At 61.4% G+C, this 17108-nt stretch carries 19 protein-coding genes; 8 read left to right on the top strand and 11 right to left on the bottom strand.

Features of this window, described 5'->3' with window-relative positions:
* Positions 1-168: 168 nt before the first annotated feature.
* Positions 169-678, top strand: coding sequence for a GNAT family N-acetyltransferase (locus tag FBAL_RS07745; protein ID WP_013345033.1), 510 nt, complete (start codon positions 169-171; stop codon positions 676-678).
* Here the strand turns inward: FBAL_RS07745 and FBAL_RS07740 are convergent.
* Together FBAL_RS07740 and FBAL_RS07735 are read right to left on the bottom strand one after the other, a co-directional pair.
* Positions 671-1714 (bottom strand): hypothetical protein, encoded by a 1044-nt coding sequence (locus tag FBAL_RS07740; RefSeq protein ID WP_013345032.1) that lies wholly within the window; start codon positions 1712-1714, stop codon positions 671-673. The two genes, FBAL_RS07745 and FBAL_RS07740, sit on opposite strands and share 8 nt — an antisense overlap.
* Before the next feature lie 66 nt (positions 1715-1780).
* Positions 1781-2764: an alcohol dehydrogenase catalytic domain-containing protein gene (locus FBAL_RS07735; protein ID WP_013345031.1), complete on the bottom strand. Its 984-nt coding sequence runs from the start codon at positions 2762-2764 to the stop codon at positions 1781-1783.
* Positions 2765-3001: 237 nt separating this feature from the next.
* Between FBAL_RS07735 and FBAL_RS07730 the strand changes: the two genes are divergently transcribed.
* Positions 3002-3295 carry a hypothetical protein gene (locus tag FBAL_RS07730; protein WP_013345030.1) on the top strand — a complete coding sequence of 98 codons (294 nt, stop codon included), beginning with the start codon at positions 3002-3004 and terminating at the stop codon, positions 3293-3295.
* A 411-nt stretch (positions 3296-3706) separates the two neighbouring features.
* Positions 3707-4867, top strand: coding sequence for a BamA/TamA family outer membrane protein (locus tag FBAL_RS07725; protein ID WP_013345029.1), 1161 nt, complete (start codon positions 3707-3709; stop codon positions 4865-4867).
* A 117-nt stretch (positions 4868-4984) separates the two neighbouring features.
* Here the strand turns inward: FBAL_RS07725 and FBAL_RS07720 are convergent, their stop codons facing one another.
* The 5 genes from FBAL_RS07720 to FBAL_RS07700 are packed head-to-tail and all read right to left on the bottom strand — an operon-like array spanning position 4985 to position 10320.
* Entirely contained in the window at positions 4985-5728 is a 744-nt protein-coding gene (locus FBAL_RS07720; RefSeq protein ID WP_013345028.1) for a PIG-L deacetylase family protein, read from the bottom strand.
* A gap of 9 nt (positions 5729-5737) precedes the next feature.
* Positions 5738-7639, bottom strand: a complete 1902-nt coding sequence (locus tag FBAL_RS07715) for a TonB-dependent receptor plug domain-containing protein (RefSeq protein WP_013345027.1) — start codon at positions 7637-7639, stop codon at positions 5738-5740.
* Positions 7636-8397, bottom strand: coding sequence for an ABC transporter ATP-binding protein (locus FBAL_RS07710; RefSeq protein ID WP_013345026.1), 762 nt, complete (start codon positions 8395-8397; stop codon positions 7636-7638). Before FBAL_RS07710 ends, FBAL_RS07715 begins: the two co-directional genes overlap by 4 nt.
* The gene (locus FBAL_RS07705; protein WP_013345025.1) at positions 8384-9382 is read right to left on the bottom strand and encodes a FecCD family ABC transporter permease; all 999 of its coding nucleotides are present in this window, start codon (positions 9380-9382) and stop codon (positions 8384-8386) included. The genes FBAL_RS07710 and FBAL_RS07705 overlap by 14 nt, the downstream gene beginning before the upstream one ends.
* Positions 9379-10320 (bottom strand): ABC transporter substrate-binding protein, encoded by a 942-nt coding sequence (locus FBAL_RS07700; protein WP_013345024.1) that lies wholly within the window; start codon positions 10318-10320, stop codon positions 9379-9381. Before FBAL_RS07700 ends, FBAL_RS07705 begins: the two co-directional genes overlap by 4 nt.
* A gap of 123 nt (positions 10321-10443) precedes the next feature.
* Between FBAL_RS07700 and nikR the strand changes: the two genes are divergently transcribed.
* Positions 10444-10866: a nickel-responsive transcriptional regulator NikR gene (nikR, locus tag FBAL_RS07695; protein WP_013345023.1), complete on the top strand. Its 423-nt coding sequence runs from the start codon at positions 10444-10446 to the stop codon at positions 10864-10866.
* Between the two features lie 113 nt (positions 10867-10979).
* Here nikR and FBAL_RS07690 read toward each other — a convergent pair whose 3' ends face one another.
* Positions 10980-11534 (bottom strand): protein tyrosine phosphatase family protein, encoded by a 555-nt coding sequence (locus FBAL_RS07690; protein ID WP_013345022.1) that lies wholly within the window; start codon positions 11532-11534, stop codon positions 10980-10982.
* Positions 11535-11705: 171 nt separating this feature from the next.
* Between FBAL_RS07690 and FBAL_RS07685 the strand changes: the two genes are divergently transcribed.
* The gene (locus FBAL_RS07685; RefSeq protein WP_013345021.1) at positions 11706-12296 is read left to right on the top strand and encodes a TetR/AcrR family transcriptional regulator; all 591 of its coding nucleotides are present in this window, start codon (positions 11706-11708) and stop codon (positions 12294-12296) included.
* 256 nt (positions 12297-12552) lie between these two features.
* On the opposite strand, the gene folM is transcribed toward FBAL_RS07685, so the two are convergent.
* Together folM and folE are read right to left on the bottom strand one after the other, a co-directional pair.
* Complete coding sequence (folM, locus tag FBAL_RS07680) at positions 12553-13260, bottom strand: dihydromonapterin reductase (protein ID WP_013345020.1); 708 nt, start codon at positions 13258-13260, stop codon at positions 12553-12555.
* Entirely contained in the window at positions 13257-13892 is a 636-nt protein-coding gene (folE, locus tag FBAL_RS07675) for a GTP cyclohydrolase I FolE (RefSeq protein WP_013345019.1), read from the bottom strand. Before folE ends, folM begins: the two co-directional genes overlap by 4 nt.
* A gap of 126 nt (positions 13893-14018) precedes the next feature.
* On the opposite strand from folE, the gene FBAL_RS07670 reads away from it, so the two are divergent.
* From FBAL_RS07670 to FBAL_RS07660, 3 genes are read left to right on the top strand one after another with little or no spacing between them, the layout of a single operon-like run.
* The gene (locus tag FBAL_RS07670) at positions 14019-14405 is read left to right on the top strand and encodes a thiol-disulfide oxidoreductase DCC family protein (RefSeq protein ID WP_013345018.1); all 387 of its coding nucleotides are present in this window, start codon (positions 14019-14021) and stop codon (positions 14403-14405) included.
* On the top strand, positions 14395-15099 hold the full coding sequence (locus tag FBAL_RS07665; protein ID WP_013345017.1) for an SDR family NAD(P)-dependent oxidoreductase: 705 nt from the start codon (positions 14395-14397) through the stop codon (positions 15097-15099). The genes FBAL_RS07670 and FBAL_RS07665 overlap by 11 nt, the downstream gene beginning before the upstream one ends.
* Positions 15100-15115: 16 nt before the next feature.
* Positions 15116-15334, top strand: coding sequence for a hypothetical protein (locus FBAL_RS07660; RefSeq protein ID WP_013345016.1), 219 nt, complete (start codon positions 15116-15118; stop codon positions 15332-15334).
* Here the strand turns inward: FBAL_RS07660 and ggt are convergent.
* The gene (gene ggt, locus FBAL_RS07655) at positions 15328-17034 is read right to left on the bottom strand and encodes a gamma-glutamyltransferase (protein ID WP_013345015.1); all 1707 of its coding nucleotides are present in this window, start codon (positions 17032-17034) and stop codon (positions 15328-15330) included. The two genes, FBAL_RS07660 and ggt, sit on opposite strands and share 7 nt — an antisense overlap.
* Positions 17035-17108 lie beyond the last annotated feature (74 nt).

The raw sequence follows: 17108 nt of genomic DNA, 5'->3' as shown, positions 1-17108 counted from the left end.
AGAGCTAGACTCACTAAAGGCCGCATCATTCCCTCGACCACATATTGACCTATCGTGTTAAGTTAATTGAAAAAGTTTCCCTTGGCTACTGGTCAATTAACGCTTTATTAAGACTGTTGCAACCATCACACTCAGGCCATCACCCGACCCATAAACAAGGTATTGACGATGCAACAATCCGAACGTCTGGTGCTGCGCGAGGCCCACCGCGCCGACGCCGATTTTATTCTTGCTCTGGTCAACAGTGAGGGCTGGCTTCGCTTTATCGGTGATCGCGGCATCCGCACCCTGGACCAGGCCATCGACTACATCGAAAACCAGCTGCAAAGCCACTATCAGGCCCATGGCTATGGCCTCTACGTGGTCTGCATCAAGCCGGACCACGCCCCCATCGGGCTGTGCGGACTGCTGAACCGCGATGCCCTGCCCTTCCCCGATTTAGGCTTTGCGCTGTTGCCGCAATACCATCGCCAGGGCTTTGCCCTGGAGGCCTGCGAGCATGTGCTGAACCGGGCCAAAACCGAATGGAGACTCAACACCCTGTTGGGCATCACGGCGCCGGACAATAGCGCATCTGCGGCGTTGTTGACCCGGCTCGGGTTTGCGGAAACCGGCACGATCCGGCTGGAGCCAGCCAGCGAGGCGGTGCGCCGATTTGAGCGCAGCCTTCTCAGTTAAACGGCGGAAAACGGCGCCAGCGCTCCGGCAGCCTGGCCAACAGCGACTGCCGCCATTGCTGACCCTGCCTCTGCCAGCGGACGCCCAGCAGCACCACCGCCAGCCCCAGCAGGGTTAACACCAGCGGGAACCACCAACTGTCGCGGAACAGGTCATAGGCCAGGTGACCGAGATAGCCACAAAACCCCAGCGCCCCAAACAGGGTAAACACCCGCCGGTTCAGCAGCACACCGGCGAACATCATGGCTAAGTTGATGGCACCATAAACAGCGCGGCTGAGTTCGCTGTTGCTCTCCTGTGAGCTCAGCCCCAGCCAAAAGGCCAGTACACCGAACAGATAGAGCCAGAACGCGTAGTCGCCCGGCGGCGTCAACCGGTGTTGGCGCCCATCAACATAGAGTGCCAGCGCCACCAGCACCGCACCGGCCACCATGCTGATCTGGCCTCGTGCTTCCCAGCTCAGGCGCTCGGCGGCCCAGAGCTGAGTGATGTCCATGGATAGGAACCACACTGCCACGGAAAAAGGCATCAACAGGAACGGGACCCGCCGCCAGTACAGTGCCAGTGTGGCGGTCAGGATGGTGGCCAGTTCGAGCAGCAGATAATGCCCGCTGAGGGAGCGGAACAGGCCGGGGAATGATGGCTTGTCCGGCCACCAGCCCATACCAAGCAAAAAGCCATACAGCGCCAGCGGCGTCAGACAAACCACAAACACCAGAGAGAGCCCTGCCGGCAGCATCAGTTGCTGTCGTTCAAAGCGACGTTGAAGCGCCAGGCCCGCCAGGGCATAGAGGCCGGTCAGGGCCAGAATGCCAAAGCCGCCGAAGTGGTCCCAGCTGAGTTCAAGAAACACCGTCATGGCGCCAATGGCCATCAGGGCGCCGAGGTAATAAAGCAGGTGGGTAAGATCGAACCGGGCGGGCGCCTGTCCGGGCGCGGCCTGCCACAGTGTTTGCAGCGCCTGCGCCTGTTGCGGCGTGATGATGCCGGCATCGACGCCGGCTTTCAGTTGCGGGCTTAGCGGGTCAGAGGACACGATATTTCCTTGATTTCACTGGCACCAATCTCTCCAAGGTGCCAGTGAAACCCCGCCCTTAGCAAGTCAGTCGTTGACCAGCACCAACTTGCCGACGGTGCGCTGCTCCCGCATCGCCATCAGGGCCTCCGGCACCAAATCCAGACTCAGCGGCGTCAGTTGCGGCACCGTGATCGCCCCGGCTTCCAGCCGGGCGGAAAACGCTTCGCCGGCGGCCACCAGTTCGCGCTGGCCGCGCGCACCATTACGATGGCCTGACCCCAGTGACAGTTGGTGGAATCCCAGCCCCAACATAAAGGCCTGCGGATAAGACTCCGGCCGTACGGTGCGCACCAACTCCACCATCTGCCCTTCGTAGCCGAGCGCCGACGCTGCCAGGATGTCGTTATCGCCACCGACCGCATCCAGTGCTTTACTGACGCCCTGGCCACCGGTGATCGCCTGCACTTCAGCCAACACATTGTCGCGCTGGTAGTCGAGGACGTGTGTGGCGCCCACCTGGTGAACAAACTCGGTGTTGGCCGCTGAGCAGGTAGCAATCCGGGTCGCCACCCCAAAATCCCGGGCGATCTGCAGCGCAAAGCTGCCCACGCCGCCAGCGCCACCGGCAACGAACAGGCTGTCATGTGCGCTGATCTTGAGGCGATCGATCAGGGCTCGCCAGGCGGTCCAACCCGCACAGGGGGTGGCAGCCGCCACGGCGGGCGACACCGCAGGGTGACGCAGCAGCGTTCCTGCCGCGTGCACCGCGTACTCCGCAAAGCCACCATGGGGGCGGAACATGTCGCCGTGATACAGCACCCGGTCCCCCAATTTCCACGTCTCAACGCCCTCGCCCAGGCCCACAATTTCCCCGGCCACATCGAGGCCGGGCACCCAGTCCCGGCTCATGCCCGGGGCCTGACCGTGCCAGAGGTGGATTTTGGCGTCCACCGGGTTCAGCCCACAGGCTTCCACCCGCACCAACACCTCACCGGGGCCCGGTGCAGGCATCGGTTGATGGCTCAGAACAAACTGGTCTCGGTCGGGGTGGTAGGTCACCGCACGCATGGCAAACTCCTGGAATAACGAAGATCAAACGCCACAACCGGGCGTCCGCTCACGCTACCCGATGGCTCCGGGGAACGGAAATGATGTCACGCTATCAAGATCATCACGGCAGGTTATGATTCAGCGGCCTTGGGCCGTGACAAAACCCTGACCCGGATCAGTCTGGCAGATCGTCTCTTGTGCTAAAACCACGGTAAGGGGGACCACTTAATCCCCCGTCAGAGCAAGGATGTCGAGATGTCTCCACGATGCCCACACTGCCAACATACTCTGTCGGCCTGGCGCGCCCTGCTGACCTGGCGCTACCACACCTTTTCCTGCCCTTACTGCCAACAAACACTGCGGATTAACCGGCCCAAACCGTTGGCCCGGGCTGGCGCCACCCTTGGGCTGTTAACCGGCCTGCTCTGCGCCGAACAACACCCGGACGGGCCCTGGCCGGCCATCGCCGTTGGCGGCCTGCTCTGTTACGTCGTCCTCTTTACCGCGCTTTGGCATAAGGTGGTGCTCAGCCCATCTGAGCCAGTGTAGTGGAGACAGGATAGGTTCATGGTGAGGCACAGTGGGAACCAATCCTCTGTGCGCCACCCCGCCGGTTCCTGGCCGTGGCCTTTAACCCGTTTTCGCCCCTCTCAGGTTATGACGTCACGGTCACCGTTCATCTCATCGTGTCCCCCGTGTTCCATTATCCAGAACCAGCCAGACGACTTTCAGCCAGAGTTTCAGAGCGTTGGCTCAGCTCGATGGTGGCTGAAGAACTTGCAGCCGAAAACCAGATGTAGTGTGGTGGTGATGTTGTTTTCTGCTCGCCGACCGGCTCCCAAGCAGACGCCATGACGGGATAACGATGACGCCGGGATGTCGTGCCTGGACTCGCCGCAGCGGCTTGAGCACACGATGGCTCTCTTTTCGGCCTGAAGCCACTTAACCACATTGAGTAATATGAAACGATTGTTCAGTCTGCCCCTGCTGGCACTCTCCCTCACTGCCGATGCCAGCGCCAGCATCGACTTCTTTGATCCGGTGGACCGGCGTTTTGATATGGGCAACTACCTGGCGGAGAACGCCTACGGTTTTTTGCCCGTGCCCATCCTCATTACCGAGCCTGCCGTAGGGTACGGATTTGGCGTGGCTGGTGTCTTTCTGCACGAGTCGGAAGCAGAAAAGGAACAACGCAAGGTTCAGGCTCTGGCCAGTTTTGATGGCGGCGCCAAACTGCTCCCTCCCGCCGCCACCGTCGCAGGGGCATTGGGCACAGAAAACGGCACCTGGTTTGCGTTTGCCGGGCACCGAAGAACTTGGGGGGAAGACAAAATACGTTACCTGGTGGGCGGCGGGGCCGGAGAGGCCAAACTGGATATCTACACCGATCTTGGTGGGCTGCTCCCCGGTGGCGGAAGCGTCAAGTTTGATACCCAAACCGACGCAGCGGTATTGATGCAAACGCTGCAATTTCGGCTTGGCAGCAGTCCCCTGTTGCTTGGCGTCAAGCAACTGTTTGTCCAATCCACGTTGAGTTCATCCAATGTCATCGTGGACGGTTTCTTTCGGATGACGGGCCTGGACAGAAGCACCAACTCGGGTCTGGGTGTGGTGGCCACCTACGACACCCGCAACAACATCTTTTTCCCAACAAGCGGCTTCGAGGTGAACGCCGAATACATGGTTCACGACAATGCCATTGGTGCCGATTACGACTACCAGACGCTGCTGCTGGAGGGCGAAGGCTACCTGCCTCTGGCCCATCGTTGGTCACTGGCCATCGCCGGACGCTATGAGACCCTGAACAGCAGTGACCTGCTCCCCCCTACGCTGAACCCCTATATCCACCTGCGGGGCATCTCGATGTTTCGATATCAGGGGGAAGAGGTCGGTTCGGTGCAGGCCCAACTGATGTACCAATTGGATAATCGGTGGACCCTGCTGGGTTTCTACGGCATCGGACAGACCCGGGGGGCCAGCTCTGAGCGGGAAACGGCGGATGCCTACGGCGGCGGATTTCGCTACCAGATCGCCCGTCGCTACGGCATTCATATGGGCGTCGACCTGGCTTTTAGTGACAGTGATACGGCGTTTTACATCACCGTCGGAACCGGCATTTAAAAAAGGGGCGCAAACGCACCCCGAATTTCATACCTGGTTGTCAGGCTCAGCCCACATGTTGGGATCCGCGAAAGGACCCGTGATGGAAGAGGTGGATTCCCCCCCTCATATCCGGCGTCACACCATCAACGCGTCCAGCTCCATAATACCCTGGCGGCGATAGGGCTCAGCCAGCGCGTAGCGGCTGTGGCTCAACAGGCCGGTGTGCAGGTAGAGAGCCCGGTCCATCGCCCGCTGCACCTCCCGGCCCCGCTGCGCCATCGACAGCTCGGCAAACCGGGGATGCAGGGCGGTTTGCTCAGCGGCGCTGAGACGCTCGGTGAAGTGGTGGCCGGAGAAGGTCATCTGGCTGCTGAGGCAATCCATCGCTTCCTCCTTCTGCTGCCACACCTGCGCCAGCGTCACGCTGCAGTTGGGATTCTTCGGGCTCATGTAGTAGATGGTGGGCACCGGATGGGGTGCCAGCTCCGGCATCGCCTCAAGGCCATAATCCCGCCCCGCCAGGGCGATCGCTTCCAGGATCAACAGCATCGCCGGGCGGCGGTCCGGATCGAGATCTTCAAAGCTGTGTTCCGGGTCCTGGGTAATGATGATGTCCGGCCGGGTTTCCCGAATCACCCTGACCAGCGCCAGCTTGTACTCATGGCGCAGGTCGATGCCGCCGCGCTCAAAGTCATTAAAGTCGATCCGCTCCACCCCCAACACCTCAGCCGCTCGGCGAAGCTGGGCCTTCATCTCATCTTTGGCCAGCATCACTGACGCAAAGGAGTGCCCGCCATTGTTGGCGTTAATGGCCAGAGCGCCACCACACTCAACCATCTCCATGCCATAAACCCCAAGAAACAGAATTCGCTGACTCATCTCGCTCTCCTAGAACTGGTAACGGTAATTGAACTGCAGGTTGCGGGGCATGCCCCGGGTGGTGATCGGCTCGCGGTGCGCCTCCGGTGCGGAGGAGCCCGGGTTAAACACGCTGACGTCGTATTCGTTATCCAGTGCGTTTTCGAGCCTCAGGTTAAATTGATGGCGGGCAAGGCGATACTGCGCGCCCAGGTGAAGCAGCCAGTAGTCACCGGCCTTGGTGTCATATTGGGTGAACTCACCGGTGTAGTGGCCCTGGATAAACAGCTGCAGAAACTCGGTGGGCTGAAGGGTCAGGTCGGCACTGGCCAGCCACTGGGGCACCTGATCAATCTGCTCGTCACTGCCCTCCTCCTGACTGCTGGCGTAACTGGAGGCCATATTGAACTGCCAGTGCTCGCCGGAGGTGCCCAACAGCACCTCGATGCCGTAGGTCTCCACCCGCCCTTCCAGGTTGCGGAAGGTGCTGTCCTCAATGCCAATCAGGTCGTCCACCTGACGCCAGAACAGCAGCGGCTCCAGCGTCCAGTCGGACAACGTCATCAGGGCGCCGAGGTTGGCATTGAGGCTGTGTTCAGGCTTGAGATTGGGGTCGCCGGTGATGCCGCCCTCCTCCTCCACGGAGTAGAGCTCTTCGGCGGTGGGCAGGCGGAATCCGCTGCCGATGGAGGCGTTAAAACGAATCACGTCGTTGTACTCATGATCGCCGCCGACGCTCCAGTTCAGGCTGTCGCCGGCGCCGGTGATGTTGCTGTAGCGCAGGCCAAGGGCGAGGTCAGTATCCAGCACTCTGGGCCGGTACTGGGCAAACAGCGAGCTGACGGTTTCGGTTTCACTGACGAAGTCCATCACCTCGTCTTCACCGCGATAGCGTTGCAACTCGGCGCCGAACAGCCAGCTCTGGTCGGACTCACCGTCCCAGTGCATCAACGCCTTGAGGCCGTAATCTTCGAAGCCCCAGTAGCTGTTGTCGTCCATCACGATGATCTGGCCGGACTCGTTCTGGTCGATGCGGTTGTAGTAGCTGTCCCACGCGTGATAGTAGGCCTTGAGTTGCAGCATCCATTTCGGATTCAGCCGGTGCTGGTAGTCAAGGGTGGCGATCTTCTCTTCGCGTTCATTGTTGCTGTCGATGGTGCCGTAGGGACGCAGACGCTCCAGATCGCTGTCGTTCCACTGGGCCAACAAGGTGAGGTAACGGTCATCGTCCAGCACCCAGCGCACTTTGCCCCCGAGGTTTGCCACGCGATAACCCCGCTCGACGTCATCGGCGGCGGTCCAGTGGATGTCGCTGTCGCGCCAAAGCTGGTAGCCCTCACTCCAGGCGTATGCGCCAAACAGCGACACCTCGACGTCACCGTAAGCGCGACTGAGAAAGAGGTCGGTATTGACGCTGGGCAGGGTATCGGTGCCGATGCCGACGCTGGTTTCGCTTTCACCCTGGTAGTTGCGGGTGACGATGTTGATCACCCCGGCGATGGCGTCACTGCCGTAGATGATCCCCTGCCCGCCTTTGAGCACCTCAATCCGTTCAATGATGTTGGGGTTCAGGCTGTCCAGGTAGATCCCGCCGTACAGGCGGTTGTTAAGCCGGTTGCCGTCAATCAGCCAGAGGATATCCTGCTTACGCGAGCCCTGAAGGGAGTAGTAAGCGCCATCGAAACGGCCCCCCTTTCCGGCGGCAAACAACCCCGGCACCAGCTGGGCCAGAATGTCGTTGATGTCACCCTGGCCAAAGCGCTCAATCTGCTCGCGCTCCACAATCACCAGGCTGTTGCCCAGGCGGGCCTGATCGAGCGTCAGGCTCTCTTCCAGAGTACGGTGGGTCACCACCATCACTTCATCCACCGCAAGGGCGGGTGTGGCCATCGGCAGCAGGGCGATGGCAAGGAGTAGCCGGGTTCGGCTCATATCCAGTTCCTTCTGTTGTCGCAGGCCCCAAGTACTGTGACCTGGGGACGTCCATGAATGCCCGTGGTGACGTGGGCATCCACGCCATAGGCTTGCTGTAGATGGGCGGGAGTCAGCACCTGCTCCGGCGCGCCGCAGGCCACCTGTTCGCCATCGGCCAGAAGCAGCAGCTGGTCGCAGTACTGCGCCGCCACGTTCATGTCGTGGAAGCTGGCAATCACGGTAAGCGAGCGCTGGCGCAACAGGGAAAGCAGGTGGTGCAGGTGAAAGATGTCGAGGTGGTTGGCAGGTTCGTCCAGCAGCATCACCGGCGTGTCCTGAAACAGCGCCTGGGCCAGCATGGTACGCTGAACCTGCCCGCCGGACAGGCGTTCCAGCGGGGCGCGGCGCAACTCGCTCAGGCCACACAGTCGCAGCAGTTGGTCGAGCCAGGTGCGATCCAGTACCCGGTCCGGCGCTTTACCCAGCGCCACCACCTGCTCCACCGTCAGGCCACCACAAGGGGCGTTGTGCTGCACCATGATCGCCAGCTGATGGGCCCGCTCCCGCGGCGTCATGGTCAGCAGTGACTGGTCGGCAAACCACAGCCCGCCCTGGCTGGCCGGAAGCAGCCCGGCCAGGGTTTTCAGCAGCGTGGTTTTGCCACAACCATTAGGGCCCAGCAATCCCAGCCACTGCCCCTCTGGCAGGCGCAACTCCAGCGGTTTGGCCAACCGCAGGCCGTGGCTGGCCAGCTGCAGGTGATCAATTAACAGCATTGGCCTGCCTCCGGATCAGCGACAGCAGCATCGGCGCCGTCAGAATCGCCAGCGGGATGGAGAGGGGAATTTCGGTTGGGGCGAGCACGGTGCGGCACAGCAGATCCACCGCGACGCAGAGCACAGCGCCGGTCAGCGCCGCAGTGGGCAGCAGAATTCGGTGCCCTGCCCCCATCCACATCCGACAAAGGTGAGGCACCAACAGGCCCAGAAAGCCCACCACACCGGCACTGGCCACCGCCAATGCGGTCAGCACCAAAATCGCCAGCGCCAACAAACGACGGGTGGTCACCAGGCTCAGCCCCAGCGACTGGGCTTTGTCTTCGCCCAACAGCAGCCGGTCCCATTCATGGCTGTGCCGAATCAACAGCGGCAGGACGACGGCCAGCGCGATGGCCAATGGCATCAGTTCCGGCCACTCGGTGCCCGCCAGCGATCCCATCAGCCAGTGGAGGATCTGGCTTAGCGCCCGTTCATCCCCCATCAACATCATCAGCGTCGTCAGCGATGAACCCAACGCACTGATGGTGACGCCGCAGAGTATCAAGGCAAAGGGCGCCAGTCGCAGCCCCTTCTGTTGCGCCGTCATCATCACCAGGGCAAAGGTGACACCCGCGCCCAGCAGCGCCAGCAGGGGTTGGGGGACGGCCAGTCCGAGGGTCAGCCCGGCCACCGCAAAGAAGGAGGCGCCATTGGCGATGCCCAGCAGATAGGGGTCGGCTAGGGGGTTGCGTACCAGCGTCTGGCTCAGCACCCCAGCAACCGCCAGCGCGGCCCCCACCAGCGCCGCCAGCAGCGCCCGGGGCAGACGCATCTCCCAGATGATCGCCTGAGCCAAAGCCTGCTCCGGCTGACGTTGCAGCCCACCAAGCAGTTGCGTCATATCGAGGGACAACGCGCCCCAGGAGAGGCTGGCCAGCAGCAAACACAGCAACGCGATAAGGCCGACCCCGTAGGTCGCCAGAGGTTTATCAGGCCCAATCATGGCTGCCAGGCCCGGAACCAGTGGTGGGCACGTTCAATGCCGTCGGGCAACCGCACCCCCGCCATCACCTCGGAAAACGCGATAGGGTGGCGTTGGCCGGTGGACATCACATTGAGGTGACGGGCGTAGAGCGCGCCGCTCAGGAAGGTTTCCTTCTGACTGAACGACGACCAGTTGGAATCCACCATCAGGATCAGATCCGGCTGACGACTGAGGATGGTTTCCCAGGACAGATGGCCCCAGGACTTGGGCAGGTCGGCGGCGATATTGATGCCCCCTGCCTGTTCAATCAGCAGGTTGCCGGCGCCACAACACCCGGCCACATAGGGCAGATCATACCCCCGCAGCCACAGCAACACCTTGGGTTTGCGCTGGGATTCCGGCCAGCGGATCTGCGACAGGCGCTGCTGCTGTTCAGCAATCCACGAGGTGGCCTGTTGCTGATGGCCGGTCAGTTGGCCCAGATGGGTCATATCGCGGTACAGCCCCTCCAGCGTCACCGTCTGCGCCGCGCAAGCGGACTCGAACAGGTAGCTGTTGGTGCCGTAGTTCAGCCAGCGCTGCCGCGCCCCCACGCCCCAATCACTGAAGGCGCTGGCAAATCCGGCCACCAGCAGGTCCGGCGCGGTTGCCAGCAACGATTCCGGGTTGGGGTACTCCTCGGCCATCACCGGGATGGCGTTATAGCGCTCGGCCCACCGGGCCGCGGGCCGGTCATCCTGATAGGCCTGGCCCACAACCTTTTGCCCGGCGCCAATGGCCACCAGTGCCTCGGTTGCCTGTTGATTGAGGGTCACAATCCGTTGTGCCGGCCCAGCCAGCGTCAGTGGTACCCCGCAGTTCACCAGAGGAACAGCGGCCTGTACCACCATCGGCAGCAGACTCAGCATCGCCATAAGACGCACAAACAGCATAAAACGAACAAACACCCTCACCACACTCACTCCCTGACGTCAGTGTGAAGATATTAGTTTTCGTCATACTTTGTGTTTCTGATCAGAATCAATAAAATGTGAAGACGATAAAATTCGTAATACTTCGATTTTGGGGGTGTGACAACGATGACGACCGAACGCATCACCGTCTCGCTGGACAGCGAGCTTTTGTCAGAGCTGGACCGGATGACGGAACTGGGGGAGTACCGCAACCGCAGCGAGTTCTTCCGCGACCTGATCCGCCAGCGTCGCTCGGAGCAGCTGATACAAGCGGAGCCCGACACCGATTGCATGGCCACGCTCAGTTACGTGTTTGACACCCGCAAGCGCACCCTCCTCACCCGACTGCAGGACAACCTGAATCAGCATCATGACATCGTCCGGGCCAGCCAGATTGTCTGCCTCGACGACCACTTCCGGCTGGAGAGCGTGGCGCTGGTCGGCAAGGCCCACCAGCTAAATCAGTTCGCCAACCTGCAATTGAGTGAAAGCGGCGTGATGAACGGCTGCCTCCACCTGGTACCGATGATTCTCGACACCACCATCTGAGCCCGCTACGGCAGGCCGGATTGAGGCCGCCCCCCAATCACGAAAGCCGCCCGGATGAACAGTCCGGGCGGCTTTTATCGGGTTGGGTTGTATCGCCCACCGTCACGGCGAAATCAGAGCGCGGGCGCTAAACCATAGTGCGCTTCGACCACGTCAAAGAAATGCTTAAGATTGGGCGCTTCGGCAAACGCCTGTTCCAGATCGCCCCAGGGTTTCAGCTCGGTTTTGTCCGCCTTACCTGTCTTAATGGCGTGGTAAAGGTAAACCAGACCCGACGCCCGCCAGTTCACGGCACAATGCACCAACACGTCCTGTTCGGTCTGGGACATCCGGTCCATCACCGCAATAAAGTGCTCCATGGTCGCCACCGGTTCCGCCGACTCAAACGGCACGGTGTAATGAGTCAGTCCGCTGCTGCGGGCACTGGCCGGATCCGGCACAAAGCCATTCTCCTTATCCCACTTGCTGTGATGGGGAATCACATTGATCACCACATCGACACCCGCGCTCTTCAGTGCGGCATAGTCGTCAGACTTGGGTAAACCGGCACTAACAAGGTGCGGACCATACACATAGACATTGGGCAGTTCCGGCAGCGCCGTGCGGTCAATATTGGCAAAGCTGCTGGCAGCAAACAGCGCCAGGCTTAAAGCAAACAGAGGTTTCATTTGAGCTCCACTGGGTTGGTTGTGGCGCTAAGGTATGCCAGCGCTTCACCGGGGTGAGAGAGACAACGGCGCCGATTTGTCCCGGTAAGCGAAAAATCAGTTTCGACGCCGAAACTAAATGGCCGGCAAGAGTTCTATCTACTCCGTCATAACCGCATTATTGGAGACAGCGTGACGCATCAGGAGAGGCTTGGTCAGGGTGAACGGACCCGGCAAAACATCGTGACGGCATTGACCGAGCGTTTACGGCTGGTGACCTACCAGCAGGTGACCGTGGGTGAACTGATGAGGCAGGCGTCCGTTGGCCGCAGCACCTTCTATCGTCACTTCAGCTCCAAACTGGATGTGCTGTTGCTGCACCACACCAACCGGTTTCGCCAGATGCTGGCCGACTACCAGAGCGAACAGGACTGGCTCGCGCTGGAGGCCGCGCCCAGTCTGCATCACTTTTTCGGTCGGGTAGCCGCCAACAGCAACCTGCGTCGCTCACTGGGCTACACCCTGGGTGCGGACAGCGAACTGGCCAAGCACAAGATCGCCCGGCTTATCGTCAACGAGGTGGAAGCCAACCTGACCAGAACCCTGCCCACCGCGGAACTGACCCTGCCGTTACCGATGCTGACGTCCGCCATCGCCGCCAACATTCAGAGTCAGGTGGTGGCGTTTAAAGACCTGACCAACAAACAGGAAACCGAAGCCTTTGTGAACCGGCTGCAGCACTTGAATCGCGGGTTGATATTGGCGGCGTTGGGGCGGGTTTAAGGGGGCGATAGGGCCTGTTGATGCCGTGCGCCACAGGCGCACGCTACAATCGGTTTCGCACTCTGAATCGAAGCGGCGGCGTTAACCGTAGCGTGGGCCTGTGGCCCACGGAAACCAAATGGATTCGGGCTTAACTGGACACCCAGCTTAGGAGCAGATGGCTGGAGTGTGGCGCTCGCAGCCATTCTCCCGTTCGGTTCGTGCGCCGCCGGCGCACGCTACGGCCGGTTATGCATCCTGAATTGAAGTGGTGGTGTTAAACCAGATGCCTGCCGCCATCCAGATGCAGGGTGCGGCCAGTGACGTACTGGGACTGCATCAGGTATTGCACGGTATGCCACACCTCCGCTTCCCCGCCCTCTTTGCCCATCACCGATTTGGCGAGGGCTTTTTGCCGGTAGGTCTCATCGTCGTGCTCGTTAAAGCGGATCAGTGCCGGTGCAATGGCGTTGACCTTAACGGTCGGGCCCAGCCGCTTGGCGAATGAGAGAGTCATATTGGCCAGCGCGGCTTTACTGGCGGCGTAAGCGATGTGCTTGGCACTGCCGGTGTCGGCCACGTAGTCGGTGAGATGGATGATGTCTGCCACTGGGTCAGCCCCGGCCTTCAGGGCTTCCGCCAGGGCAAGATTAAGCCGATACGGGGCATTGACATGCACCTGCATCATCCTCGTCATCACCTCAGCGTCCGGGGCATCGCCCTCCTTCATCCAGTCTGAGGCGTTGTGGATGATGGCCCGAAGTGCCGGGTGACGATCACGCAACGTGGCAATCAGCCCCTCCAGACTGGGTTCGTGGCAGAAATCTGCCGGATATAACCGAGCCCCTTCCGCCTGCAATCCTGCCAGCGCCTCGCGCTCGCGACGGTAGGTGCCAATGACCGGCACCCCCTGCTCCAGAAACGCCAGCGCCAGATGCAGGCCAACCCGCTGTCCAACGCCAGTGATCAGAACCGGAGCCGTCATCGCAGAAACTCCGCCCGGGTGGCCGCCTTGGTTTTGAACACGCCGCCCAGCGCGGTGGTTTCGGTGTAGGAGCTGGCGTCAGCGACGCCACGGGCCTTCACACAGTAGTGGGTCGCCTGGATAGAGACCGCCACATTATTGGTGCCGAGCAGGGTTTGCAGTGCCACCAACACCTGTTGGGTCAGGCGCTCCTGCACCTGGGGCCGGCGGGCAAAAAACTGCACGATGCGGTTGATCTTGGACAGGCCAATCACCTTTTTGTCGGGAATGTATGCCACCGTGGCGGTGCCGTCGATGGTGACAAAATGGTGCTCACAGGTGCTGACCAGACTGATCTCCTTCACCTTAACCATCTCATCCACGCCCATTTTGTTGTCGATAACGCACAGCTTCGGAAACTGCTCGTAATCCAGACCGGCAAAAATCTCCTCAACGTACATCTTGGCGATACGATGGGGGGTTTCCCGCAGGCTGTCATCGCTCAGGTCCAGCCCCAGCGTGCCCATCACTTCCGCCATCAGCCCTTTGATGCGGGCGTACTTCTGCTCGTTGTTCAGCTCGCTGTCCACCAACGGCGTCTCAAGTCCTCGGGCTATCAGGGTATCCCGTACCAGCTTGGCTTCTTCATTCATTGTGATCGCGCCCCTTCTTTAACTGTCCATATGCATACGGCCCAATGCGCCGTTTGGTTTGCTGGCGTGATCCGTCACACCCCACTTGCCGTAACCCCTAGTGTTACCTCCCAGATGGACTCTGTCATGTACTTGACGCTTTTCTTTGATGGCCAATGTCCGTTATGTCGCCGGGAAATCGAGGCGCTCAAGGCTCGCGATGCACTGCATCGCATCCGTTTCGAGGACCTCAACCACCCTGATATTGCCGAGCGATTCCCGGAGCTGGACCTGACGCTCGCCAACCGGGTGCTGCACGGTCAACGTTCTGATGGCACCTGGCTGACCGGGCTGGATGTCACCCACGCCGCCTGGACGCTGGTGGGGCGGGGACATTGGACCGCACCGCTGCGTTGGCGTCCGGTGAAGCCGGTCGCGGATCTGGCCTACCGTTTTTTTGCCCGCCATCGTCACCGCCTGTCCTACCTGCTGACCGGCGAACAACGGTGTGAGGTGTGCAACCATGACCGCTAATACCCTGATCGTTGGTGCCGGGAGCGCCATAGGGCGTGCCATGGCCGAGTTGGCCCTGGCACGAAACGAACGCGTGGTAGGCCTGAGCCGGGATGACCCGGAGATTGACCATGCCCACTTTCAATGGATGCCCTGCGACCACAGTGATCCGCAACGGGCCCACTGCCTCGATGCCCTGATGGAGCTGCCCGGCCACTGGCACCGGGTGGTGATCTGCCTCGGCCTGCTGCATAACGACCACCTGCAACCGGAGCGTCGACTGGAACATCTCAGCGGTGAGGCGCTGGCCGAGCTGTATCAGGTGAATGCCATCCTGCCGCAACTCTACGTGGCGGACCTGCTGCCGCTGCTGGTGCGCCAGCCCAATGCCACGGTGGCGGTACTCAGTGCGCGGGTGGGCAGCATCGGCGACAACCAACTGGGTGGCTGGTACGGCTACCGCGCCGCCAAAGCGGGTCTCAATATGCTGCTGCGCTGCAGCGCCATTGAGCTGGCGCGCCGGGCCCCTGCGGTCAAATTGATGGCCTACCATCCGGGCACGGTGGTCAGCCCCCTGTCTGAACCTTTCGCGGCCAACCGCCCCCGCTTGTCCCCCCTGCAGAGCGCCACGGTCCTGCAGCGGCTGATGGATGAAGCGGTGGCAGATGGTGAACTGAGCTTTGTGGACTGGACCGGCAGCCCGGTCCCCTGGTAACACGGGAGACGCAGCGATGTTTGGAATCAAAAAACGGGCGCAAACCGGCGCCATCTGGTCACTGGAGGGCGATCTCTACATCGCCCGCGCCTACGGTGCGGACGGCAATCTGGTGGAACAGAAACAGTGCCCCTGCCTGCGACAGGCCCGGGACTGGCTGACCGACCAGGGCGCTGACCCCATCGATTTCCACCCGTCCGGGGCCTACTTCGAGATGTGCGGGCACGATCAGTAGCCCGCCGCTTGTCCATCCTTACGGCTTTCTGAGGCGCCGATATAGCTGTTGGTCGCGGGGTTAAACTCGATGGCCTGATAGCCACCGTAGCCCCCCAGGTTCTCCTGCATCACGTGGCCGCGCTTCATCAGTTCGCGGCGGGTGTGATAGGAGAACCCCGACTCCAGGCTGACCACGCCACCGTCGCGCATCACTTCACCGGTAGGCTGGCTGGAACCGGTGTGGAGAATGCGCGGCGCGTCCCCGGCCTCCTGCAGGTTCATGCCAAAATCCACCATGTTGATGATGATCTGGGCGTGGGCCTGGGGCTGAGTGGCGCCCCCCATCACCCCAAATGACAGCCAGGGTTTGCCATCCCGGGTGGCAAACGCCGGAATGATGGTGTGGAAAGGCCGCTTACCCGGGGCATAGGTGTTGGCCTCCCCCGGTGTGAGGGTGAACAGTTCGCCCCGGTCCTGCAGCACAAAGCCCAGCCCCGGCGGCGTCATGCCGGAGCCCATGCCCCGGTAGTTGCTCTGAATCAGCGACACCATATTGCCGTAGCGGTCGGCGGTGGTGAGGTAGATGGTGTCACCGTGCAGCAGCGCGGGGTTGCCCGGCTCCACCGCTTTGGCGGCGGTCGGCCCAATCTCACTGCGCCGGGCCTCCGCGTACTCCGTGGAGATCAGCTCGGCCACCGGCACCTCGACAAACGCCGGGTCGGCATAGAACTTGGCGCGGTCGGCAAAGGCCAGTTTCTTGGCCTCCACAAAGGTGTGCACAAACTCGGCGCTGTCGCGGCCCATGGCGGCGAGGTCATACCCCTCCAGCAGCTTCAGGATCTGCAGCGCTGCGATGCCCTGCCCCGGCGGAGGCAGTTCCCACAGGGTGACGCCCCGATAATCGACACTGACTGGGTCCACCCATTCACTGCGGTGGCTGGCCAGGTCGTCGTAGCTGAGGTAGCCGCCCTGGGCCTTCATATACTCATCGATGCGACGGGCGATTTCGCCCCGGTAAAACGCGTCACGCCCCTCCCGGGCCAGCAGCTTGTAGCTGTACGCCAGGCCGGGGTTACGGAAACGCTCCCCGGCCGCCGGCATCCTGCCATCGGGCATAAAGGTCTCGGCAAACCCGTCATATTTTCCCAGCCGTGGTGCACTGCGTTCGAGGTAGTAGGCGATAAGGTCGGAGACGATAAAGCCCCGTTCGGCGTAGTCAATGGCGGGCTTTAATAGCTGGCTCATCGGCAGTTTGCCGAAGCGCTCGGACAGTTCAAACCAGCCGTCCACCGCGCCGGGTACCGACACCGGCAGCGGCCCATAAGGCGGGATCCGCTCCAGTCCCATCTCTTTGAAGGTGTCCAGAGTCAGGCTTTTCGGGCTGCGCCCCGAGGCATTGAGGCCATGCAGGGTTTGCGTCTCACCGTCCCAGACGATGGCGAACAGATCCCCGCCAATGCCGCAGCCGGTGGGCTCCACCAACCCCAGCACCGCATTGGCGGCAATCGCGGCATCAATGGCGTTACCGCCGGATTGCAGAATATCCAGAGCCACCTGGGTGGCGAGGGGCTGACTGGTGGCCGCCATCCCCTGTTCGGCATACACCGGTGAACGTGAGGCAAACGGTGCGCCGGTGACACGATCAAAGGCGCTGGCGGGGATGGCGCAGCTTAGCGTTAATACCAGGCTGGCAAGCAGGGGACGGCTCCGGGTCCACATATCGGGTCTCCATGACAGGGCGTTAACCGCAAGCTAACCAACTGATGAGCCAACAGCAATGGGGCAAGTGCAAC

The organism is Ferrimonas balearica DSM 9799 (assembly GCF_000148645.1).
Classification (GTDB): Bacteria; Pseudomonadota; Gammaproteobacteria; order Enterobacterales; family Shewanellaceae; genus Ferrimonas; species Ferrimonas balearica.
The sequence above is the reverse complement of the archived record's forward strand: the minus strand, read 5'-3'. Positions and strand labels throughout refer to the sequence as shown.

Bases quoted from the DNA above. Each gene is read 5' to 3' on its own strand.
- FBAL_RS07715 (WP_013345027.1), bottom strand. From the start codon at position 7,639: ATGAGCCGAACCCGGCTACTCCTTGCCATCGCCCTGCTGCCGATGGCC.
- FBAL_RS07665 (WP_013345017.1), top strand. From the start codon at position 14,395: ATGACCGCTAATACCCTGATCGTTGGTGCCGGGAGCGCCATAGGGCGT.
- FBAL_RS07720 (WP_013345028.1), bottom strand. From the start codon at position 5,728: ATGAGTCAGCGAATTCTGTTTCTTGGGGTTTATGGCATGGAGATGGTT.
- FBAL_RS07730 (WP_013345030.1), top strand. From the start codon at position 3,002: ATGTCTCCACGATGCCCACACTGCCAACATACTCTGTCGGCCTGGCGC.
- ggt (WP_013345015.1), bottom strand. From the start codon at position 17,034: ATGTGGACCCGGAGCCGTCCCCTGCTTGCCAGCCTGGTATTAACGCTA.
- FBAL_RS07690 (WP_013345022.1), bottom strand. From the start codon at position 11,534: ATGAAACCTCTGTTTGCTTTAAGCCTGGCGCTGTTTGCTGCCAGCAGC.
- FBAL_RS07710 (WP_013345026.1), bottom strand. From the start codon at position 8,397: ATGCTGTTAATTGATCACCTGCAGCTGGCCAGCCACGGCCTGCGGTTG.
- FBAL_RS07670 (WP_013345018.1), top strand. From the start codon at position 14,019: ATGTACTTGACGCTTTTCTTTGATGGCCAATGTCCGTTATGTCGCCGG.
- folM (WP_013345020.1), bottom strand. From the start codon at position 13,260: ATGACGGCTCCGGTTCTGATCACTGGCGTTGGACAGCGGGTTGGCCTG.
- FBAL_RS07660 (WP_013345016.1), top strand. From the start codon at position 15,116: ATGTTTGGAATCAAAAAACGGGCGCAAACCGGCGCCATCTGGTCACTG.
- FBAL_RS07705 (WP_013345025.1), bottom strand. From the start codon at position 9,382: ATGATTGGGCCTGATAAACCTCTGGCGACCTACGGGGTCGGCCTTATC.
- FBAL_RS07745 (WP_013345033.1), top strand. From the start codon at position 169: ATGCAACAATCCGAACGTCTGGTGCTGCGCGAGGCCCACCGCGCCGAC.
- folE (WP_013345019.1), bottom strand. From the start codon at position 13,892: ATGAATGAAGAAGCCAAGCTGGTACGGGATACCCTGATAGCCCGAGGA.
- FBAL_RS07725 (WP_013345029.1), top strand. From the start codon at position 3,707: ATGAAACGATTGTTCAGTCTGCCCCTGCTGGCACTCTCCCTCACTGCC.
- nikR (WP_013345023.1), top strand. From the start codon at position 10,444: ATGACGACCGAACGCATCACCGTCTCGCTGGACAGCGAGCTTTTGTCA.
- FBAL_RS07735 (WP_013345031.1), bottom strand. From the start codon at position 2,764: ATGCGTGCGGTGACCTACCACCCCGACCGAGACCAGTTTGTTCTGAGC.